The sequence below is a fragment of the Nonomuraea sp. 10N515B genome (assembly GCF_052245915.1).
Taxonomy (GTDB): Bacteria; Actinomycetota; Actinomycetes; order Streptosporangiales; family Streptosporangiaceae; genus Nonomuraea.
The window spans coordinates 270,670-291,661 of record NZ_JBQQBQ010000004.1; the positions used below are offsets into that span (position 1 = coordinate 270,670).

At 69.4% G+C, this 20,992-nt stretch carries 16 protein-coding genes; 6 read left to right on the top strand and 10 right to left on the bottom strand.

The features are described from left to right. The first annotated feature begins 145 nt into the window (after positions 1-145). From ACTWQA_RS07780 to ACTWQA_RS07790, 3 genes are read left to right on the top strand one after another with little or no spacing between them, the layout of a single operon-like run. Positions 146-1,465: an extracellular solute-binding protein gene (locus ACTWQA_RS07780; RefSeq protein WP_443158582.1), complete on the top strand. Its 1,320-nt coding sequence runs from the start codon at positions 146-148 to the stop codon at positions 1,463-1,465. Continuing rightward, positions 1,462-2,388, top strand: a complete 927-nt coding sequence (locus ACTWQA_RS07785; protein ID WP_443158583.1) for a carbohydrate ABC transporter permease — start codon at positions 1,462-1,464, stop codon at positions 2,386-2,388. Before ACTWQA_RS07780 ends, ACTWQA_RS07785 begins: the two co-directional genes overlap by 4 nt. Position 2,389: 1 nt before the next feature. Beyond that, positions 2,390-3,280, top strand: coding sequence for a carbohydrate ABC transporter permease (locus ACTWQA_RS07790; RefSeq protein WP_443158584.1), 891 nt, complete (start codon positions 2,390-2,392; stop codon positions 3,278-3,280). A 153-nt stretch (positions 3,281-3,433) separates the two neighbouring features. Here the strand turns inward: ACTWQA_RS07790 and ACTWQA_RS07795 are convergent, their stop codons facing one another. The 5 genes from ACTWQA_RS07795 to ACTWQA_RS07815 all read right to left on the bottom strand — a co-directional run bounded on the left by ACTWQA_RS07795 (position 3,434) and on the right by ACTWQA_RS07815 (position 10,509). Next, positions 3,434-5,296 carry an ABC transporter ATP-binding protein gene (locus tag ACTWQA_RS07795; RefSeq protein WP_443158585.1) on the bottom strand — a complete coding sequence of 621 codons (1,863 nt, stop codon included), beginning with the start codon at positions 5,294-5,296 and terminating at the stop codon, positions 3,434-3,436. Between the two features lie 47 nt (positions 5,297-5,343). Continuing rightward, the gene (locus tag ACTWQA_RS07800) at positions 5,344-6,378 is read right to left on the bottom strand and encodes an alpha/beta fold hydrolase (RefSeq protein WP_443158586.1); all 1,035 of its coding nucleotides are present in this window, start codon (positions 6,376-6,378) and stop codon (positions 5,344-5,346) included. Next, positions 6,375-6,848, bottom strand: a complete 474-nt coding sequence (locus ACTWQA_RS07805) for a GbsR/MarR family transcriptional regulator (RefSeq protein ID WP_443158587.1) — start codon at positions 6,846-6,848, stop codon at positions 6,375-6,377. Before ACTWQA_RS07805 ends, ACTWQA_RS07800 begins: the two co-directional genes overlap by 4 nt. Before the next feature lie 453 nt (positions 6,849-7,301). Then, positions 7,302-7,565 (bottom strand): hypothetical protein, encoded by a 264-nt coding sequence (locus ACTWQA_RS07810; RefSeq protein WP_443158588.1) that lies wholly within the window; start codon positions 7,563-7,565, stop codon positions 7,302-7,304. A 451-nt stretch (positions 7,566-8,016) separates the two neighbouring features. Then, the gene (locus ACTWQA_RS07815) at positions 8,017-10,509 is read right to left on the bottom strand and encodes a glycoside hydrolase family 3 N-terminal domain-containing protein (protein WP_443158589.1); all 2,493 of its coding nucleotides are present in this window, start codon (positions 10,507-10,509) and stop codon (positions 8,017-8,019) included. 208 nt (positions 10,510-10,717) lie between these two features. On the opposite strand from ACTWQA_RS07815, the gene ACTWQA_RS07820 reads away from it, so the two are divergent. Then, positions 10,718-11,695 (top strand): pectate lyase family protein, encoded by a 978-nt coding sequence (locus ACTWQA_RS07820; protein ID WP_443158590.1) that lies wholly within the window; start codon positions 10,718-10,720, stop codon positions 11,693-11,695. A gap of 6 nt (positions 11,696-11,701) precedes the next feature. Here ACTWQA_RS07820 and ACTWQA_RS07825 read toward each other — a convergent pair whose 3' ends face one another. Then, positions 11,702-12,286 (bottom strand): TetR/AcrR family transcriptional regulator, encoded by a 585-nt coding sequence (locus ACTWQA_RS07825; protein ID WP_443158591.1) that lies wholly within the window; start codon positions 12,284-12,286, stop codon positions 11,702-11,704. An 84-nt stretch (positions 12,287-12,370) separates the two neighbouring features. Here ACTWQA_RS07825 and ACTWQA_RS07830 point away from each other — a divergent pair, with 84 nt between their 5' ends. Next, positions 12,371-13,399: a saccharopine dehydrogenase NADP-binding domain-containing protein gene (locus ACTWQA_RS07830; protein WP_443158592.1), complete on the top strand. Its 1,029-nt coding sequence runs from the start codon at positions 12,371-12,373 to the stop codon at positions 13,397-13,399. Then, positions 13,396-14,262, top strand: a complete 867-nt coding sequence (locus ACTWQA_RS07835; protein WP_443158593.1) for an NAD(P)H-binding protein — start codon at positions 13,396-13,398, stop codon at positions 14,260-14,262. Before ACTWQA_RS07830 ends, ACTWQA_RS07835 begins: the two co-directional genes overlap by 4 nt. Here ACTWQA_RS07835 and ACTWQA_RS07840 read toward each other — a convergent pair. The 4 genes from ACTWQA_RS07840 to ACTWQA_RS07855 all read right to left on the bottom strand — a co-directional run bounded on the left by ACTWQA_RS07840 (position 14,247) and on the right by ACTWQA_RS07855 (position 20,991). Then, complete coding sequence (locus ACTWQA_RS07840) at positions 14,247-16,262, bottom strand: M14 family metallopeptidase (RefSeq protein WP_443158594.1); 2,016 nt, start codon at positions 16,260-16,262, stop codon at positions 14,247-14,249. The two genes, ACTWQA_RS07835 and ACTWQA_RS07840, sit on opposite strands and share 16 nt — an antisense overlap. Before the next feature lie 114 nt (positions 16,263-16,376). Next, positions 16,377-18,089: an ABC transporter family substrate-binding protein gene (locus ACTWQA_RS07845; RefSeq protein ID WP_443158595.1), complete on the bottom strand. Its 1,713-nt coding sequence runs from the start codon at positions 18,087-18,089 to the stop codon at positions 16,377-16,379. Beyond that, positions 18,086-20,155 (bottom strand): ABC transporter ATP-binding protein, encoded by a 2,070-nt coding sequence (locus tag ACTWQA_RS07850; protein ID WP_443158596.1) that lies wholly within the window; start codon positions 20,153-20,155, stop codon positions 18,086-18,088. Before ACTWQA_RS07850 ends, ACTWQA_RS07845 begins: the two co-directional genes overlap by 4 nt. Further along, a complete protein-coding gene (locus ACTWQA_RS07855) occupies positions 20,152-20,991 on the bottom strand; it encodes an ABC transporter permease (RefSeq protein WP_443158597.1) in 840 nt (279 codons plus the stop codon). The genes ACTWQA_RS07850 and ACTWQA_RS07855 overlap by 4 nt, the downstream gene beginning before the upstream one ends. Position 20,992 lies beyond the last annotated feature (1 nt).

Consider the following 20,992-nt stretch of genomic DNA (forward strand, 5'->3'; position numbering starts at 1 on the left):
GAGAAGCGCAGGCGTCGGCTCCCCCGGCCGGCCGCCCACCCCATCCGACGATTCAGGAGCCGCGCGGCCAACCCCCCGGCGTTCAGTTACGGAGATCAGCGTGGAGCCCAGGACAACCTCTCGCCGTACCTTCCTTAGCCTCTCCATGGGCCTTCCCCTGGGGGCCGCCCTGGCGGCCTGTGGCAGCTCCGGACCCACCCAAACGGGCGCCGGTGGGGGCACCGGCACCACCGGCACGGGTGGCGGCGCAGGGGGCAAGGCGACCTACTGGTACCTCACGGGTCAGCCCAACGAAGGCGTGCGCACGCGCGCGGTAGAGCGTTTCAACAAGGCCAACCCGAGCGGCGGGCTCACGACGACGACCTTCCAGAACGACGCCTTCAAGACCAAGATCAAGACCGCCATCGGCGCGGGTGAGGCCCCCACCATCATCTGGGGCTGGGGCGGCGGCGGCCTGCGCAGCTACGTGCAGGCCGGCCAGGTCGACGACCTCACCTCGTGGTTCGACCAGAACGCGGCCTACAAGGACCGGCTGTTCCCGTCCTCCTTCGGCGCGGCCACGGTCGACGGCAAGATCTACGCGGTGCCGGTCGAGTCCGTGACGCCGATCGTTCTGTATTACGACAAGAGGGCCTTCGAGAAGGTCGGCGCGCAGCCCCCGCAGGAGTGGGGCGACATCATGGACCTCGTCAAGAAGTTCAACGGCGCCGGCATCGCGCCGTTCTCGCTCGGCGGGCAGTCGCGCTGGACGAACATGATGTGGCTGGAGTTCCTCTTCGACCGCATCGGCGGCCCCGAGGTCTTCCAGGCCATCTACGACGGCGAGAAGGACGCCTGGAACAACCCGGCCGCCATCGACGGCCTGACCAAGATGCAGGAGCTGATCAAGGCGAACGGCTTCGTCAAGGGCTTCTCGTCGATCACCGCCGACTCCAACGCCGACCAGGCGCTGCTCTACACCGGCAGGGCCGCGATGATGCTGCACGGCGGCTGGACGTACGGGTCGATGAAGGCGGACGGCGGCGACTTCGTCACCGGCGGCAACCTCGGCTACATGAACTTCCCGCCGGTGTCGGGCGGCAAGGGCGACGCCAGCAACACCGTGGGCAACCCGGCTCAGTACATGTCGATCTCCTCCAAGGCGACGGCCGAGGAGAAGGAGATCGCCAAGAAGTTCTTCCTCACGGAGATGAACTCCGACGCGCAGTCCAAGGACTGGGTCGGCATCACCCAGGTGCCGATCGTCAAGGGCGTCGACGCCCAGTTCGGCTCCGGTGCGGACGCGCCGTGGCAGAAGTTCGTCTACGACACCGCCAGCAACGCCAAGTCCTTCCAGCAGTCCTGGGACCAGGCGCTCAGCCCGACCGCGGCCGAGGTCCTGCTGGACAACATCGCCAAGCTGTTCCAGATGTCGGTCACGCCGCAGCAGTTCGCCAGCAACCTCAACGAGGTCATCGGCAAGTGACTGTCACCCCGACCCCCGCCGGGGGGAACGCGTCCCTGACCGCCACGCCGGGCGGTCAGGGACGCGGCCTGGCCTGGCTGGCCCTGCCGGCACTGCTGTTCTTCGTCGCCTTCGGCGTGATTCCGCTCATCGGGGTGTTCTGGCTCAGCTTCACGACCTGGGACGGGCTCGGCGAGATCCGCATGTCCGGCTTCGACAGCTGGCGCGCCGTGCTCACCGATCCCGGGCTGCCGCACGCGTTGTGGGTGACGTTCCTGGTCACCGCCCTGTCGTGGGCGGTGCAGACGCCGGCGAGCATCCTGCTCGGCACGTTCCTGGCCGGCTTCCAGCGCTATCGCGCGGTGCTCTCGGTGGTGTACTTCGTCCCGCTGCTGCTCAGCTCCGCCGCCATCGCGATCACGTTCAAGGCGCTGCTCGACCCGAACTTCGGGCTCGGCGCCGGACTGGGGATCCCGATCCTCGTGCAGGACTGGCTCGGCAAGCCCGTCCTCGCCTTCAGCGTCGTGATCTTCGTGGTGTCGTGGCAGTTCATCCCGTTCCACTCGCTGATCTACCAGGGTGGCGTGCGCCAGATCCCGCGCTCGATGTACGAGGCCGCCGAGCTCGACGGCGCCGGCCGGGTCCGGATGTTCTTCAGCATCACCCTGCCCCAGCTCAAGTACACGATCATCACGTCGTCGACGCTCATGGTCGCGGGCTCTCTGGTCTTCTTCGACCTGATCTTCGTGCTCACCGCGGGCGGCCCCGGCGACACCACCCGGGTGCTCGCGCTGGACATGTACAAGAGGGGATACATGGCCAACCTGATGGGCCCGGCGAGCGCGATCGCCGTCATCCTCGTCCTGGTGGGCCTGGCGCTGGCACTGCTGCTGCGCCGGATCGGCGGCCGGGACCAGACCCACAGCCAGCTGGAAGGGGTCTGACATGACGGAGATCCTGGCGAAGGGCTCCGCCCAGGTCTCGGCGAGGCATGCCGCTTCCGGCCCCAAGCGTGTGACCCGCCGCCCCAACTGGCTGGCCGGCGCGGCCTCCTGGATCTGGCTGGCGATCGTGGTCGTGCCGATCTACTGGATCGTCATCACCAGCTTCAAGCTTCAAAGCGACTACTACGCCGAGAACCCGCTCCTGCCGCCGTCCGCTCCCACGCTGGCCAACTATCAGCTGGTCATCGAGTCGGACTTCATCCGCTATTTCATCAACAGCGTCGTCGTCACGGTCGGCGCGGTCGCGCCTGCCGTCGCGGTGTCCTTCATGGCGGCCTACGCGATCGTCCGCAGCGGCAGAGGGCGCTTCCTGCGCTACACGAACTCGATGTTCCTCATGGGCCTGGCCATCCCGCACCAGGCCACGATCATCCCGATCTACCTGATCATCATCAAGCTCGGCCTCTACGACACGCCGATGGCGATGATCCTGCCGTCGATCGCGTTCGCGATCCCGCTGTCGGTGCTCATCCTGACGAACTTCATCAGGGACGTGCCCAAGGAGCTGTTCGAGTCGATGCGGATGGACGGCGCCAGCGAGCTCGGCACGCTCTGGAACCTGGCCCTGCCCCTGACCAGGCCGGCCGTGGTGACGGTGACCATCTACAACGCGCTGACGATCTGGAACGGGTTCCTGCTGCCGCTGGTCCTCACGCAGAGCCCCGAGCAGCGCACGCTGCCGCTGGCGCTGTGGACCTTCCAGGGTCAGTACAGCATCAACGTGCCCGCGGTGCTCGCCTCCGTCGTCCTCACCACGCTGCCCATCCTGGTCCTGTACGTGGTGGGCCGCCGCCAGCTGCTGGCCGGCCTGACCGCCGGGTTCGGCAAGTGACCGCCGGTCAGGCAGACAGCTGACCAGGCCCGCCGCCAGCCCTCCGGCCGGCCCCGCGACGTAGCGGGGCGGCCGGTGCGCCACGGCGCCGGTCAGCGGCGGCAGCAGCGGTGCTCGTCGTCCCGGACATCGGCCGGGCTCCCGGCGGAGACCTCATCGATACGCGCTGGCTTGGAGGGTGTAGAGGTCGGCGTAGAGCCCGTCGACCGACATCAGCGTCGCGTGGTCACCCTGCTCCACCACTGTTCCGTGGTCGAGGACGTAGATGCGGTCGGCGTAGCGGACGCTGGCCAGGCGGTGGGTGATGAGCAGGACGGTGCGGCCGTCGGCATGGCTTCGGATGCGCTCGAAGAGGGCGTGTTCGGCGCGGGCGTCGAGTGCGGCGGTGGGTTCGTCGCAGATGAGCAGGTCGGCGTCGCGGTGGAAGCCGCGGGCCACGGCGATGCGCTGCCATTGGCCGCCGGACAGCTCGTGCCCGTCCTTGAAGCGGCGGTCGAGCAGGGTGCGGTAGCCGTGCGGCAGTCCGGCGACGACCTCGTCCGCACCCGCGACCGCGGCGGCCGCGTGCAGGGCGGGCTCGCCCATGTCGGTGCCCATCGTGATGTTGTAGCGGGCGGTCAGGGGCCAGCGGGTGTGGTCCTGGGCGATCACGGCCGTGCGCCGGCGCAACTGCTCCGGGTCGACCTGTCTGAGGTCGGTGTCGTCCCAGAAGACCGTGCCGGAGTCCGGCTCGTAGAGGCCTGAGAGGATCTTGGCGAGGGTGGTCTTGCCTGAGCCGTTCTCGCCGACGAAGGCGATCACCTCGCCCTGCTTGATCTCCACGCTCACCTCGCGCAGGGCCGGCTCTTCCGCGCCGGGGTAGGTGAACGTCACGTCTCTGGCGGTGATGCGCTCGAAGCCGTCCGGGGTCGCGGCCGGGCGCGGGGCGCTCAGGCGGCGCTCCGCCTCGGCGCAGAACTCCAGGAAGTCGGTGAAGTAGAGCCCCTGCTCGTAGAGGCGGTTGGTGGCGAACATCAGGCTGGCGAGCGAGGTCTGCCCCGACCTGATGGCCAGGACCGCCGTGCCGGCCACGGCCAGCGGGATCGCGGCGATCGCCAGGAGCACACCGAGCGCGACGTAGACCAGGGCGGTGCCGAGGCCGCCGAACGCCTCGCCGGCGAGCCTGGTGATCGTCTGCCGCTTGACCAGCTTGAGCATCACGTCCTGCTCTGCCGTGGCCACAGCGTCGTACATGCGCAGCAGGAACCGGCGCATGGTGAACGAGCGCACCTCGGCGGCGGGCTCGCGGTTGGCCAGGAGCTCGGCGATGATCCACTTGCGGCGGCGGGCCGGGATGAGGCCGTACATCGTGGAGTAGCGCATGCGTGCGCTGCGGACCGCGGCCCACGCGTCCGGCAGCACCGCCAGCAGGAGCAGCGGGAGCAGCACCGGGTGGAGGATGCCCAGCACGCCGGCCGCCGCGGCGATGCCGACCGCGGCCGTGACCACGTCCACCGCCGCGGACACCACCCAGTCGGCCGTGGCCAGGCCCCGGCCTCTGGCGCGTTCCAGGGCGTCGTGGAACTCCGGGTCGTCGAAGGACACGAGCTCCACTCGGCTGGTCAGGCCGTAGAGCCGCTCTTCGGAGGCCCGTTGGATCTGGGGCGTGAGGCGCGCCTCGGCCCAGCCGGCGCCTGCCTGCGTCACCGTGCGCACGACCGCTGCCGCGCCCACCAGCAGCAGGCTGGGCAGCGCCGCCATCACGCGGTCGGGCGTCGGGCCCTCATTGAAGAGCGCGGTGAGCACGCCGGTCGTGGCCAGCAGGCCGAACGCCGTGAACACCCCGCCCAGGAGGTTGAGCGAGATCGTTGCCACGGTGTCGCGCCGGCTGGCTTGCCATGCCATGCGCATTGCCTGGGCGATGAGAGAGGGCAACCGCCTGGCGATGGCCAGGAAGCCGACCTCCGCCATCTTGTCGCTGTGCGCGTGCCAGTCGGGGAGAGAGATTTCGCCGAGTTCCAGGGGCTCGTCGGGCATACCGTGAGTGTGCCCGCGCGCACTGACAGTTTCGCTCCGTAACGGAGTCAGCTTGCCGCGGGAAGGCTCTCGATCGTGTCACGGAACTCGCCGAGCGTCCGGACGTACTGTGCGGGTTTGAAGAAGTGGATCACGTGGTTGGCGTGGACGCGTAGGTAGCGGGCGTGCGGGACCAGCTCCATGATCCGGGCGGCGTCCTGGTCGTCCATGGCGCCCACCAGGCCGCGGCGGGGATCGCGGAACCAGTCGGCGTGCATGACCAGCAGGGGGCAGCGGACGCGGGCGAGCGCCTCGGCGTGGTCCAGGCCCTCGTACATGCGGCCGTCGACGAAGGCGCGCGCGAAGTCCGGGTCGAACATCGACAGCGACAGGAACATGACCCGCGCGACCAGTGGCATGAAGCGGAGATCGACCGGCTCCCCAGGGTGTTTGTGTTGAAAATTCGTGATCCGCCGGGAGAGGTAGTTGAGGAACCATTCGGGCATCTTGCGCTCGGACCCGTCGGGCTCCGGCTTGGTGACGCCTCTGAGGTAGTCGGCCAGATCGCGGCCGTCCAGGTCACCCAGCACCGCCGCGGCGTGCACCAAACCCTCGTAGACGTAACGGTCGTGCTCCTTGAACCGGGGCATCTCCGCCGAGAACACGGGAGCGTCCTCCAGCGCCACTGCGGAGACGAGCTCGGGCGCGTTGGCCGCGCACCACAACGCGATGATCCCGCCCGAGGAGTTGCCCGCCACGATGGCCGGCCGCCCCACCACGCCCCGCAGGAACGCGCGCATGTCCTCGCCGAGGCTCCGCCAGCAGTAGTCGCCCGGCGTCCAGGTGGACCTGCCATGTCCGCGCACGTCCACCGCGTACACCTGGAACCGTGTCGACAGCGCGGGCATGACGCGCTGGTAGCTCTGCCAGACGCCGGTCTGGGCGGGCACGAGCACCAGCGGCGGCCCGATGTCCGGGCCGACGGCGTAGTTGATCCGCACCGTGCCGGTGTCGAACTCCCGCTCCGCGAAACCCGCCCGCCGCACCTTCTTGATCTTGATGGGTGCCTGCCCGCCCTCGTACGGATTCCGTTCCCCGGTCACGACGAATCCTCCTCCTCCCAGCGCTGGAACAGCGGCGGGATCTCGCGCTCCAGCCAGGCGAACAACCGGTGGGCGTCGCGCACCCGGCCGGCCCGCTCGGGGTCATCCCGCAGGAGCTCCAGCCCCTCGGCGGTGATCTCGCTGAACTGGCCCAGGGCCTCCAGCTTGCGCCGCGCGACCCGCTCCCACACGTCGTCCACGACGCGCAACCGCACCCCGCGCTCGGCGGGCCGGGTCACCGCACGTACGAACCCGCCGGCCTCCAGCACCCGCACCGCCGTGCTCAGCGAGCCCTTGCTGGCACCGATCGCCGCCGCGATCTGGGCGGCGGTCTGCTCGGGCGGGTCGCACACCATCAGCCAGCCCAGCACCCGCCCCGTGATCAGCGGCAGCCCGTTGTTCCTGGCGAAGAACGCCGCGACCCGCTCCACCCAGGCCAGCAGCTCCTCGTCCTCACCCTGTTCATCCATTGCCAATCAGTTTAGTCATCACTGAACTCCTAGGGAACGGCCTTTCAAGCCGGATGTAAGTTTCACCGATGGTTGACTGGCCGATTTGAACGTTGCAATACTCCGAGTCGAATCGGCCCGGCTTGCCCGCATCTGAACCCCCACATGTCGCTGTTTCCGCACGTCAGCGCCTTGTCGATGGATGAATCGATTCATCGGCATGGCCGGCGCAGTCCGCCACCGCCGGCGTGGCCGCGCGGCCTGCGGCGACGGCACCGCGAACGCGGAGGCCGTGCTGAGCGGCAGCACGTGGACCGCCCGCAACGGCAGCAGGACCGTCTACGCCGGCACCAGCATGCTGTCGGCCATGCAGGCCGCGGTGAACAGCCTCACCTCGGGACGCACCTCGAAGCAGCGGGTCATCGTCCGGGGCTCGGGCACGATGAGCGCCGGCTCGCGGCTGTCCCTGCCGAGCTACACGGTGCTCGACGTCTGCGGCACCGTCAACGTGACCGGCTCCGGCTCGGGCGACCAGGCGGTCGTGTACGCGCGCGGCGTCCGGGACGTCGAGGTCCAGCACCTGACCGTCACCGGCGCCCCGCTGTACGGCTTCTTCGTGCACAACGGCACCAACATCACGCTCGGCCAGATCGACATGCGCCTGTCCCGCGGCCTGGGCATCCGCATCGACAACCACGGCGACCGCACCGTACGAACCAGGAACGTCAGGATCGACAACGTCTACGACACCATCATCGCGACCGTGACTACGGTGGACGCGCAGGGCGCCGGCACCGGCACCGGCTACGCGGCCTTCCGCATGGCCAACAGGAACGGCCGGATCGGCAGCTCCTACCCCACCAACATCCGGGTCGGCCAGGTGATCGCACGGGGCGGCGGGCGCGGCGTCTTCTGCGTGTCGGAGAGCGGCGGCGCCGTCATCGACCGGGTGGACATCGCGCAGACCGGCAACAACGCCATCCTGATCGAAAACTGCTACAACGTGACCATCGCCGCGCAGAGCGGCAGCGTCACCGGGCCCGGCGACATCCGGCTCGCCGCCCGCTCGGAGTTCCCCAACACCTCCGACATCATCATCCAGAACCTGCGGGTGACCAACTCCGCCAGCCGACAACGGCCGGCCCCGTGCCCTGCCCGACCGGCGCACCGGTTGGCGAGCGACGTGAGGTCAGGAGCAGGTGTAGCCGGATGGGAGGCGGTTGTCACCGCTCGGGCGGGTGCCCTGGAAACCGAAGGAGGTGCTGGCACCGGGCGCGAGCGTCCCATTGTGCCCCGCATTGCTGGCCGTCGCGTTCTGCCCGCTCACGGACAGGGACGCGTTCCACCCTCCGGCGATCTGATGCCCGGACGGCATGGTGAACCTGACCGTCCACCCGTTCAGCGGGATCGTGCCGGTGTTGGTCACGGTCACCTGGATCACGTAGCCGGTGCTCCACTGGCTCTGTACGGTCGCCGCGGCCGTGCAGCTCCCGGTCCCGCCCCCCGCCTGTGTGGTCACGGTGACGGTGCCGGAGCGTGGGGAGCGGTTGCCCGCGGCGTCCTTGCCGTAGACGGCGAAGGTGTACGAGGTGTTCGCGGCCAGGCCGGTGACCGTAGCCGAGGTGGTCGAGGACGTGGTGACCGCCGTCTCGCCCGACGACTGCACGCGTACGACGTCGTAGCCGCTCACCCCCACGTCGTCGGACGAGGCCGCCCACGACAGCCGCACCGACGACGAGGTGACATCCGACGCGACGGGAGTGCCGGCCGCGGTCGGCGGGCTGGTGTCGTCCTCCGGCGCCTCGTACGTCAGCCCGAAGCCCTGCGCGAACAGCGGTGTCTTGCCGTCGCCCACGTTGATGGGCTGCTGGGAGGCGCTGCTCATCCACGTCATGGGCAGCTTGCCGGTGGGCGGCACGGCGCCGAACAGCACGTCGGCCACGCCTTGGCCCTCGGTGCCCGGCAGCCAGGCGGCCACCAGCGCGTTCCAGTTCGGCAACTGGGCGGCGATGTCGAGGGGACGGCCCGAGACGAGCACGACCACGACGGGCACCCCGGCGGCACGCAGGGTGGCGATGGTGTTCAGGTCCGTGGTGTCGAGGCCGAGCCCGCCGGACCGGTCGCCCGCACCCTCGGCGTACGGGGTCTCGCCGACCACCGCGATCGCCACCCGGTACGAGCCGTCGATGCCGCTGCCGTCCCGGCTGTAAGTCACGGTCGTGCCCGAGCCCGCGGCGTTCCTGATGCCCTGCAGGATCGTGGTGCCGGGCGTGATGTTGCCGGACGAGCCCTGCCAGGAGACCGTCCAGCCGCCGCTCTGGTTGCCGATGTCGTCCGCGCTCTTGCCGGCCACGAAGATCTTGCCACCCTGGGCCAGCGGCAACACGTTCCCGCTGTTCTTCAACACGACCTGGGACTTGGCGACCGCCTCGCGGGCCAGCGCCCGGTGCGCCGAGCTGCCCACGGTCGCGGTGTAGGACCGGTCCGTCAGCGGCTTCTCGAACAGGCCCAGCTCGAACTTCTTCGTCAGGATGCGCCGGACCGCGTCGTCCACCCGGGCGTTCGCCACCCGCCCGGCCTGCACTTCGGCCCGCAGCAGATCGATGAACTGCCGCCAGCCCGTCGGCGCCATCACCATGTCGATGCCGGCGTTCACGGCCGTGCGCACGTCGAGCGCGGAGGTCCCGGAGGCGCCGTCGATCTGGTCGATGCCGTTCCAGTCGGAGACCACGAAGCCGGAGAAGCCGAGCTCGCCCTTGAGCACGGTGGTGATCAGGTACTGGTGGCCGTGCAGTTTGGCGCCGTTCCAGCTGCTGTAGGAGATCATCACGGAGCCGACGCCGCGCTCGATCGCGGCGCGGAACGGCGGCAGGTGGACCGCCCGCAGGTCGGCCTCGGACAGCTGGGCGTCGCCCTGGTCGACGCCGCCCGTGGTGCCGCCGTCGCCGAGGTAGTGCTTGGCGGTGGCGAGCACGGAGGCCGGGCCGTTCAACGCGCTCCCCTGAAGGCCGTTGATGATCGTGGCCATGGAGGACGGCAACTCCGGCGTCTCGCCGAAGGACTCGTAGGTGCGGCCCCACCGATCGTTGCGGGCCACGCACAGGCAGGGCGCGAAGTTCCAGTCGACGCCGGTGCCGGAGACCTCCTCGGCCACGGCCCTGCCGATCCGCTGCACGAGCGCCGGGTCCCTGGTGGCGCCCAGGCCGATGTTGTGCGGGAAGATCGTGGCGCCGACGACGTTGTTGTGGCCGTGTACGGCGTCGACGCCGTACAGGATGGGGATGCCGAGCGGGGTGGCCAGGGCCGCGTTCTGGAATCTGTCGTACATGTCCGCCCAGGAAGCCGGCGTGTTCGGGGACGGCGCGGAGCCGCCGCCCGACAACACCGAGCCGAGCCGGTACGCCGTGATGTCGGCGGCGCTCACCGAGCCGCGCTCCGCCTGGGTCATCTGGCCGAGCTTCTCGTCCAGGGACATCCGGCCCATCAGATCGGCCACCCGATCGGACACGGCCAGACTCGGATCCTGGTACGGGAGCGCCGCGGACGCGGCCGCCGGGAGGACGGGCGGTCCGATCGCCGCGAGCAGCGCCACCGCTGCCAGCCGGGTCGCCCACTGCTTGATCGTCGCGTTCACCATGGCACGCTGCTCCAGCTCGAATTGGGGGATTGGGAGCGCTCCCATTACATGGGACTCTAAATCGCGACTTCCGTATTTCCCTGTCCCGCTCACTGCACCCGCCATCACCGGTCGCCGCACCAGGCCAAACAGCACCCGATCCAGTGAAACTTTCAGCGACGCTTTACCGCCTGTGAGGCAGCCTCGATAATGCGAGCAGGAAAGCGCTTTCCATCACCTTTTCCTGGAGGCATCTGACACGCGGAGATCAACCATGCTCTCAGCATCGCAACGGCTCTCGCAGTGGACGGCGGTCCTCGTCGCCGCGGCCGCACTCGTCGTCCCATCGACCGCCACCGCGGCCGCCGACGGGCCCACCGGGTTCGCGGCCGTCAACGCGCTCGGCCAGAACGGCACCACCGGCGGAGCAGGAGGCCGCACGGTGACCGCGACCAACGCCGAGCAGTTCCTGGAGTACATCGACAGCCTTGAACCCCTGATCATCCGGGTGTCCGGGACGATCTCGATCACCAGCAAACAAGGGGTGCGACCCAACAAGACCATCGTCGGCGTCGGCACATCGGGGCACATCACAGGTGGCGGCCTGGACTTCTACCGGTCGTACAACGTGATCGTGCGCAACCTCCGATTCACCAACGCCGAGGACGACGCCGTCAACGTCGGCCAGAACTCCCACCACATCTGGATCGACCACAACACGTTCTCGGGCGCGGTGGACGGCTCGGTGGACATCGTGCGGGGCGCGGACTACGTCACCGTCTCGTGGAACCACTTCGACCACTCCGACAAGTCCATGCTGATCGGCCACTCCGACGGCGCCGCCGGCACGGACGTCGGCCACCTCAAGGTGACCATCCACCACAACTTCTTCGACCACAGCCGCCAGCGTCACCCGCGCATCAGGTTCGGCGAGCCGGTCCACATCTACAACAACCACTACCTGGGCAACGAGCTCTACGGCGTGGCCTCCACGATGAACGCCGGCGCGGTCGTCGAGGGCAACTACTTCGAGAATGTGCCGCACCCGCTCTACTCCCGCAGCGGTTACGCCGACAGCGACCCCGGCCGGGCCGTGCAGCGCAACAACATCTTCGTGAACTCCGGCGCCCCCGAGACCAACGGGACCGTCGTCGAGCCCGGCACCTACTACGGCTACACGGTCGATCCACCGCAGAATGTCCCGTCGGCGGTGCGCGCGGGCGCGGGCGTCGGCAAGATCGTTCCCCTATAGGAAACGTCAGGAACGAAGCGCCTCCAGGAGGCGGTCGGCCTCGGCGGCCAGGCGCGACAGCTCGGCCGCCGGGTCCGGGGAGCGGGCCAGCAGCATGCCGCCCTCGCACAAAGCGCCGAAGACCAACTGCGCGCGGGCGGGCACGGCCGCGGCGTCCTCCCCTTCGGCCGCCAGCGTGAATCCGGCGAGCAGGATGCGCAGCAGGCACCGGTGCTCGATCGCGCGCGCCGTCTCCCAGCCCAGCACCGACGGCGCGTCCAGCAGCACAATCTGCCGGAATCTCGGATAGAGGCAGTGCTCCAGGAAGGTACGGGCGCCCCGGTGCAAGGCCGCCCACACGTCGCTCTCCTCGGCGGCCACGCGCTCCAGCTTGGCGGAGGCCTCCGCCAGCTCACTCTCGAACGCCGCCCGGAACAAAAACGCCTTCCCCTCGAAGTGGTGATACGCGGCCCCCTTGGTCACCCCCGCCGCCGCGGCCACCGCGTCGATCGAGGTCCCCGCATAACCCTTGTCACCGAACACCGCCCGCGCGGCCAGCACCAACGCCGCCGTGGTCTCGTCCGAACGCTCTGCCTGGGTACGGCGGATCATGGTGCTCCCATTGACTTACATACTCGCGGTACGTAACTTCGAAGTACAGCTACATACCCACAGTATGAATCATGGAGGTGAGCCGTGTCCTCACCGCACATCGCCGTCTACGGCGCCACCGGCCACACCGGACGCCTGGTGTCGGCCGAGCTCCGCGCCCGTGGCCGGGAGATCATCATGTCCGGCAGGGATGCCGGCGCGCTCAAGACCCTGTCCGACGAGCTCGGCGGGGCCCGCGTGCATCAGGCCACGCTCGACGACCCGGCCGCGTTACGGGAGCTGGCCGGGCAGGCGGGCGTGCTGATCCACTGCGCGGGACCGTTCACGCACACCGGCAAGCCCGTGGCCACGGCCGCGGCCGAGGCCGGCTGCCACTATGTCGATCACGCGCTCGAGCAGCACCACACCAAGTGGATGTTCGACACCCTGCAGGAGCCCGCCAGGCAGGCCGGCATCACCATGGTCACCGCGATGAGCTTCTACGGCGGGATGGGAGACCTGCTCGCCGGCGCCGTGGCCGAGGGACTGACCGGGATCGACCGGGTGATCACCGCCTACGCGGTGTCGGACTGGCGGCTGACGACGGGGGCCAAGCAGACCGCCGAGCTACTGTTCGCCGACACCCGGCGGATCACGTACGAGGACGGCGAGCAGCACGTCGGCTACGTCGAGCCGCGTAACGCCGTCTTCCCGTTCCCGCCGCCGCTCGGGCCGCGCACGATGATCGCCCCCGTCCCGTTCTCCGAGGTCGTCACCGTGCCCAGGCACGTGCGGACGCCTCGCGTCGAGGCGCAGCTGACGGCGCAGACGTTCGAGGAGGAGCAGGCGTTCACCAGCGAGCACGTCGACGCCGCGACCAGGGCGGGCTCCCGCTTCACCGTCGCCGCCCAGGTGATCACCGCGGACGGCGGCAGCGCGGGACAGGTCAGCGGGCACGACCTGTGGCGCCTGAGCGCCCTGGCATCGGTGGAAGCCGCGGTACGGCTGGCCGACGGCCACGGCCGCCCGGGCGTCTACGGCCCAGCCGAGGCGTTCACGCCGGGCCCGTTCCTGCGCGACCTGGAACGGCTCGGGCTCTTCACACTGACTCTCCCAGGAAAGGCGGAAGCATGATCCTCGTGACCGGCGCGGCCGGCGGGCAGCAGGGAGCGACAGGGCGGCAGGTGGTGGACTTGCTGCTGGAGCGCGGCGAGGAGGTCAGGGCCTTCGTGCACGCCGACGACCAGCGGGCCGAGGAGCTCCGCAAGATCGGCGCGGAGGTGGTCGTCGGCGACCTGCGTGAGATCACCACGGTGCGCCCCGCCATGCGCGGGGTCAGGCGGGCGTACTTCACCTATCCGGTGACGGCCGGGCTGCTCGACGCCACCGCGGCGTTCGCGGCGGCGGCCAAGGAGGAGGGGGTGGAGCGGGTCGTGGAGGTGTCCCAGCTGGATGCCTCCCCCGAGGCGGGCACCCCGCGCATGCGCCGCCACTGGTTGTCCGAGCAGGTCTTCGACTGGGCCGGGGTGGGCGCGGTGCACCTGCGTGCCGGGGTCTTCTTCGAGAACCTGGCCGTGGTGGCGGCCGCGTCCGGCAACCGCGAGCTGGCGCTGCCGCTCGGCGGCAGGGACACGCTGGTCCCGCTCGTCGCCGCCGCCGACGTGGCCAGGGTCGGGGCCGGGCTCCTGCTCGACCCCGGCCCAGTAAATGACACAGCGGACCCGGTGTGCCTGGTGAACGGGCAGATGGCGACCATCGGCGAGGTCGCCGACGCGTTCGGGATCCCGTACGTGGACGTGCCGCCCGAGGAGTGGGAGTCCCGCGCGATGGACATCTACCAGGACGACGTCGCGGTCGAGCACCTCACCCACCTGTGGGCGCTCTTCCGCTTCATCGGCCCGGGGCACCACCCGCTCTACAGGATCACCGAGAGCATCGAGCGCATCGGCGGCCGGCCCCCGGTGACCCTGCGCGAGTTCGCTCAGGGCTCGCGGTAGTCGGCCGCCACCCCGATCAGTGAGATCAGGCCGGTGGCGAACTCCATCGCCTCTTCGTGGCCCTCGCTGAACGGCGGCTGGAAGCCGACACCCTCCCACGTGCGCGTCTGCGCGTCCCACAGGTCGGCGCCGACCTCGAAGTCCCAGCCGAACACGCCGTAGTCGTACCAGAGCTCGTCCGCGGAGTTGCCCGCCGCCGAGTAGAGCACGTCGGTCACCGGCCCGGTCTGCTGCGGCCAGATGACCGTGCCCCGCTCGGCGGCGATGGCCTCCTCGATGGTGCGGGCCGAGCGCAGGAAGTACGCCTCCTCCTGCGGGGTCGGGCGGGGCAGGGTGACGCGGCCGTCGAGCTTGTACGCGCCGGGCGGCCACATGAAGTACCCGCCGTAGCTGTGTACGTTCATCGCGAACCTGATGTTGCGGTACTTCTGCGCCAGCCAGATGACGTTGCGGCTCTCGGGCTCGGAGTGCTCACCGGGCCCGGCGTACGTGCCGCTCTGGCAGTTGGCCGAGGCGCCGAAGTAGCCGTCGCTCAGCGACCCCACGGCGTAGTTGCGGTTGACGTCCACGCCCCAGGTGTTGCGCAGCGCCGGGTCGGCCTGCTGGGGCGGGCAGTGGTTGGTCATGTTCTTCCGCTGGGCGGCGAAGTCGTAGAAGCTGTAGTTCGCGCCGTCGGGGTTGACGGTGGGCACGATGAAGATGTCGGTGCGTTCGAGCAGCCGGCGCGTGGCCGCGTCGCGAGCTTGGTTGCGCAGCAGCCGCTCGGCGGCCTCGATCGTGACCAGCGGTGTCACCCATTCCCTGGCGTGCTCCTGGGCGTAGGCGAGCACGCCGGTGCGTGAGCCGTCGCGGTGCGCGCCGATGCGCAGGGCCAGCACCGTCGCCGGTCCCCGCGCGACGTCGGCCGGGGCCTTGAGGAAGTCGCTGAGCTGGGTGAGCGGCGCGGGCGCCATGACTCCCGCGCCGGGGTCGGTGCGGTAGGTGGAGGCGCGGACGGAGATGCCGGGTGTCGCGTTGATCGCGGCGGCCACCTGGGCGGCGGTGCTGGTCACGGCGCCCGAGCCGTCGGTGGCCAGGCTGATGATGATCAGCTTGCCGTTCACCGTCACCTGCAGGGCCCGGCCGGGGGCGCCGGGGTCGACCAGCTCGACGGCCAGGTCGTTGCCGCCCTCGGAGCCGTAGGCGGTCGAGGTGATCACGACGGCGGCCGAAGGCGGGGTGCCGAGCAGGGCCTGGGCGTGCCGGCGGTAGCCGTTCGTCGGGTACGGCAGCGTGATGAGCTCCGTCAGCTTGGGGTAGCGCCGGTGCAGGGCCTTGATGCGCTCGTTGAGCTGGGCCGGCGGCATGTACTGGGTGACGAAGTCCTTCTGGTAGCCGGGTCCGGTGCGGTCGGGCCGCTCGCCGTCGGGCCATGCGCTGACCCGGGCCTCGGCCTTGCCGCCGCCTGCCGACGTGACGGTGATCCAGCGCGGCAGGCCCGTGACCGGGACCGGCGTGCTGAGCTGATGGCCGAGGTACGCGCCCGCGTCCACGTACGCCACCATCTCGGCCTGGCCGCCCTGCCAGGTGACGGTGAGCGCGGCGGCCTGGGCGAGGCTGCTGGACGCCTCGACGGACAGGAAGTACCCGTCGCGGGACTTGTACCAGACGGCCCGCTCGATCACGATCTGATCCACCGCCGTCGCGGGCGTCGACCGGGCCTGCGGCGGGGTCGCCGGCGCGAGGGCCGCGCCGAGGGCACGGAGCGCGGTCAGCTGGCTGGGGGTGACGACCGCGTCGACCTGGACGCTGCCGTCGGGTTGCGGGCGTACCCGGTGGGTGAGGTCGGTGCCGGAGGCGACGAGCCGCTCCATCGCGGCCCGGTCCGGGACGGAGAGCGTGACCAGGGAGGCCGGCTCGGGATCGCCCGGCCCGGCGACCGCCGGGGTAGACGGCTCCGCGACGGTCAGGGTTGCGATGACGAGGGTCAGAACGGCTGCGGACGCACGTAGGCCACGCATCGGCTCCTCCAATGATCGCCCTTACGAGGCCCACTCATTGAAAGCCGACGGGAGGCCGACGACAAGAACCCCGGCCGGGAGAACCGGCCGGGGTTCTTGACTGACTCGCGAAGATCAGCCGGTGAAGCCGATCTGCGTGAAGTCGTAGTACGCGTATCCGCGAGAGCCGAAGTTGGCGAGCGTCTTCTTGACCGCGTAGATGTCAGGACGCTGGTACAGCGGGATGGTGTGCACCATGTCCCAGATCAGCTTGTCCGCGGCGTTGGCCAGCTCGACGGCCTTGGCCGGGTCCATCTCGTCCACCGCGGCCTGGATGGCGGCGTCGACGGCCGGGTCACTGCCCTTCGGGAAGTTGCTCTCCGAGTCGGTGTAGTAGATCTGCTTCAGACCACCAATCGGCAGCGGCGTGCCGATCCACGAGAACGGCACCAGGTCGAAGTCGCCCTTGATGATGTAGTCGTTGAAGAACTTGTCCAGGGGGACGGGGCGGATCGTCACCTTGATCCCGGCCTCCTTGAGCATGGCCTGGGTGAGCTCGCCCTCCGTCTGCGACACCGGCGTGCCGGTGGGGATGACGAAGTTCAGGGCGAACTCCTTGCCGTCCTTCTTGCGGTATTCGCCCTCCTGCTTCCAGCCGGCCGCGTCGAGCAGCTGCTTGGCCTTCTCCAGGTTGTACTTGCCGAGGTCGCCGGAGTTGTCGACGTAGCCCTTGTGGTTGTTCATGAAGACGTGGTTGCCGAGCGTCTGGATCGGCCAGTCCATGTCCTTCAGGTCGGACTGCGTGATCACGTCACGGTTGATCGCATACACGATCGCGTGCCGGACGTTCTTGTCCTTCAGGAACTCGCTCTGGTTATTGACGGTGAAGTGCCGCCAGTTCGGGCTGAGCGCCTTGCGGATCTCCGCGCCTGGGACCTCCTTGGCCCGCTTCAGCTCGGCCGGGGCGCCGGACGGGATCTCGACTGCGTCGATCTCGCCGTTGGCGAAGGCGTTCACCTGCGCGGCGGGCGACTCGATCGCCCGGAAGATGACCTTGTCGAGCTTGGGCTTCCTGCCCCACCACTTGTCGTCACGCACGAGCGTGAGCGTCTTGGTGCCCTCGTCGAGCTTCTCCACCTTGAAGGGACCCGCGGTGACCGGGATCTTCTGCAGGTAGTCCTTGTCGTACGCCTCGGGCGTCTCGAGGTGCTTGCCCGGGAAGAGGTGCGAGGTGCCCCGGTTGAACATGCCCTGCCACTCCGGGTACGGCTTCGAGAAGGTGATGACGGCCACCTTGTCCGAGTCGCCCTTCTCCACCGACTCGATCTTGTCCCAGCCGTCGACGGAGGCCGGCTTGAACGCCTTGTTCTTGCCGCTGTTGGCCTTCCACGTGGCCTCGAGGTCCTTCCACGTGATCGGCGTGCCGTCGGACCACATGGCCTTGTCGTTGATCGTGTAGGTGACGACCTGCTTGCCCGACGACATGTCGTTCTTGACGTCGGTCACGTAGTCCTTGTTCGGCGTGAAGTTGGCCTCCGCGTCGGCCACCATCAGCTGGGGCATGAACACGTCGAGCATCTCGGCCGTGTCCGCCTGGTTGCCGTCGACGTGGTTGCCGTTCCACTGGCTCGGCCACTGGCCGACCGTGAGGGTCAGCGTGCCGCCGTCCTTGACCTGCTCGTAGGCGACCGGGTTGATGCTGATGGCCGGGGTCTCCGCCATCTGCTGCTGCGCCTGCTGCGTCTTCTCCGCGGTGGGCTGCTTGCTCTCGCCGGCGCCCCCGCCGCAGGCCGCGACGGCCAGGGCCAGGACCGCGAGTCCCGCGGCTGCCTGGTATCGAACCTTCACTTTTCCTCCTGATCGTCCGAGGCCGTGATGACCTCGATCTCCTCCGCGTAGTGGCAGGCTGCGCCGTGGTCCACGGCGTTCGCGAGCCGAGCAACCGGGGGCTCTTCGTCGACACACAGCTGCTGCTCGCCCTCGGTGAGCCGGGCGAACTTGGGGCAGCGGGTGCGGAACCGGCAACCCGATGGCGGGTCGGCCGGGCTGGGCAGGTCGCCTTCGAGCAGGATCCGCTTCCGGGTGCGTTCCATTTCCGGGTCCGGCAGCGGGATCGCCGACAACAGCGCCTGCGTGTAGGGGTGCGCGGGATGGTCGTAGACGTTCTCGACCGTGCCGATCTCGGCGATCCTGCCGAGGTACATCACGGCCACCCGATCGGCCAGGTGCCTGACCACGGCCAGGTCATGGGCCACGAACAGGTACGACAATCCCAGTGTGTTCTTCAGCTCCTCCAGCAGGTTGATCACACCTGCTTGGATGGAGACGTCTAGTGCCGAGACCGGCTCGTCCAGGACGAGCAGCTTCGGCTCCAGCGCGAGCGCGCGGGCGATGCCGATGCGCTGGCGCTGCCCGCCGGAGAACTGCTGCGGGTAGCGCTCGGCGTGCTCGGGCGAGAGCCCGACCAGCTCCAGCAGCTCGGCGACCCGGGCCCGCACGTCCTTCCTGCCGTGCGCGCGCAGCGGCTCGGCGATGATGTCGCCGACCGGCATGCGCGGGTCGAGCGCGGCCATGGGGTCCTGGAAGACGATCTGCAGGTCGCGGCGGAGCGCCTTGCGCGCGCCGTTGTCGAGCTTGGCGCTGTCCTTGCCGAGCACGACGACCCAGCCGCCCTGCGGCGGCGCCAGCTGCATGATCTGCTGCAGCGTGGTGGTCTTGCCGCAGCCTGACTCGCCGACCAGGGCCAGCGTCTCGCCTTCCGCGATGTCGAAGCTGATGCCGTCGACCGCGTACACGGTGCCGACGCGGCGCTTGAAGACCGCGCCCTTCATCAGCGGGTAGTGCCTGATCATGCTGTCCAGCTGCAGCACCGTGGGGCGCTCGGCGCGCGGCACGCGGACCACGTCGCTCGGCGGGATGACCGGCACGGGGAACACGTCGGCCCCGCTCAGGCCCTTGTGCTCGATCTCGTGGGAGCGGATGCAGGCGACGTGCCGCCCCCCGGCGAACGGCGTGAGCGGCGGCTCCTCGTCGTCGCACATGTCCACCTTCATCGGGCAGCGCGGCGCGAACGGGCAGCCGGGTGGCAGCGCCGACGGCGAGGGCGGGTTGCCCTCGATCGGCACCAGCGGCCCCTCCTCGCCGTCGACCCTGGGGATCGAGGCGAGCAGGCCCATCGTGTACGGCATCCGCGGCCGGTAGTAGATGTCGTCCACCGGCCCCTGCTCGACCGGCCGGCCCGCGTACATGACGAGCACCCGGTCGGCCATGCCCGCGATGACGCCCAGGTCATGGGTGATCATCACGATGCCGGCGCCCGTCTCCTGCTGCGCGGTCTTGAGCACCTCCAGCACCTGCGCCTGGATGGTCACATCCAGTGCCGTGGTGGGCTCGTCGCAGATCAGCAGGTCGGGGTCGTTGGCGATGGCCATGGCGATCATCGCGCGCTGGCGCATGCCGCCGGAGAACTCGTGCGGGAACGCCTTGGCCCGCAGGTGCGGGTTCGGGATGCCGACCAGGTCGAGCAGCTCCACGGCGCGCTTGGCGGCCTTGTCCTTGGCCATCTTCTGGTGCACGCGCACGGCCTCGGCGACCTGGTCGCCGATGGTGTAGACGGGCGTGAACGCCGACAGCGGATCCTGAAAGATCATGCTGATCGTCTTGCCGCGTACCTTGATCAGCTCGTCCTCGTCCATGCCGATCAGCTCGCGGCCGTGCAGCTTGACCGAGCCGCTGACCACGGCGCCCTTCGGCAGCAGGCCCATGATGGCCAGCGAGGTGACCGATTTGCCGGAGCCGGACTCGCCGACGATACCGAGCACCTCGCCGCGCTCGACCTCGTACGACACCCCGCGCACCGCCTGGATGCCGCCGGGGAAGGTGACGGTGAGGTCGCTGACCTCCAAGATGCTCACGAGTTGCTCCCCGGGTCGAGTGCGTCACGCAGGCCGTCGCCGATCAGGTTGATGCTCAGCACGAGGAGCACCAGCAGACCTGCGGGGAAGACGAACAACCACGGGTAGCCGGTGGCGTTGCGCGAGCCCTCCGCGATGAGCGTGCCGAGCGAGACGTCGGGCGGCTGGATGCCGAACCCGAAGAAGGACAGCGCCGCCTCGCCGATGATCGCGCCGCTGACGTTGAGCGTCGCGTCGATGATCAGCAAGGAGGACAGGTTGGGGACGATGTGCCGGAAGATGATCTTCCAGCGCGGGATGCCCATGTAGACGGCGGCCTGGACGTATTCACGCTCGCGGAGTGAGAGCGTCATGCTGCGGACCACCCTGGAGGTCACCATCCAGGTGAACGCGGCCAGCAGCACCACGAACCAGAGCCAGGAGCCGCCCCTCAACCTCGGCGAGATGATCGCGATGATCAGGAAGCTGGGCAGGACGAGCAGCAGCTCCACACCCCACATGAGCACCTTGTCCCACCAGCCGCCGAAATATCCGGCGAACGCGCCCACCACCGCGGCGAGGCCGGTGGCGATCAGCGCCACGAGCAGGCCGATGATGATGGACTTCTGCATGCCGCGGAGCGTGACCGCGTACATGTCCTGCCCGATGGCGCCGGTGCCCCACCAGTGGTCGCCGTCAGGGGGCGACATGAAGGCCAGGAAGTCCTTGTCGGTCCAGTCGTAGGAGCCGATGTACGGGCCGACGTACGCCAGGAGGATCAGCAGGATCAGGGCGGCGAGGCCATAGCGGGCCTGCCTGTTGCGGAGCAGGCGCCGGAGAACGACTTTGGAGCGCATG

Excerpts from the sequence above, each read along its gene's own strand:
- ACTWQA_RS07780 (WP_443158582.1), top strand. The coding sequence starts at position 146 with ATGGGCCTTCCCCTGGGGGCCGCCCTGGCGGCCTGTGGCAGCTCCGGA.
- ACTWQA_RS07790 (WP_443158584.1), top strand. The coding sequence starts at position 2,390 with ATGACGGAGATCCTGGCGAAGGGCTCCGCCCAGGTCTCGGCGAGGCAT.
- ACTWQA_RS07795 (WP_443158585.1), bottom strand. The coding sequence starts at position 5,296 with ATGCCCGACGAGCCCCTGGAACTCGGCGAAATCTCTCTCCCCGACTGG.
- ACTWQA_RS07805 (WP_443158587.1), bottom strand. The coding sequence starts at position 6,848 with ATGGATGAACAGGGTGAGGACGAGGAGCTGCTGGCCTGGGTGGAGCGG.
- ACTWQA_RS07815 (WP_443158589.1), bottom strand. The coding sequence starts at position 10,509 with ATGGGAGCGCTCCCAATCCCCCAATTCGAGCTGGAGCAGCGTGCCATG.
- ACTWQA_RS07820 (WP_443158590.1), top strand. The coding sequence starts at position 10,718 with ATGCTCTCAGCATCGCAACGGCTCTCGCAGTGGACGGCGGTCCTCGTC.
- ACTWQA_RS07825 (WP_443158591.1), bottom strand. The coding sequence starts at position 12,286 with ATGATCCGCCGTACCCAGGCAGAGCGTTCGGACGAGACCACGGCGGCG.
- ACTWQA_RS07835 (WP_443158593.1), top strand. The coding sequence starts at position 13,396 with ATGATCCTCGTGACCGGCGCGGCCGGCGGGCAGCAGGGAGCGACAGGG.
- ACTWQA_RS07840 (WP_443158594.1), bottom strand. The coding sequence starts at position 16,262 with ATGCGTGGCCTACGTGCGTCCGCAGCCGTTCTGACCCTCGTCATCGCA.
- ACTWQA_RS07855 (WP_443158597.1), bottom strand. The coding sequence starts at position 20,991 with ATGCGCTCCAAAGTCGTTCTCCGGCGCCTGCTCCGCAACAGGCAGGCC.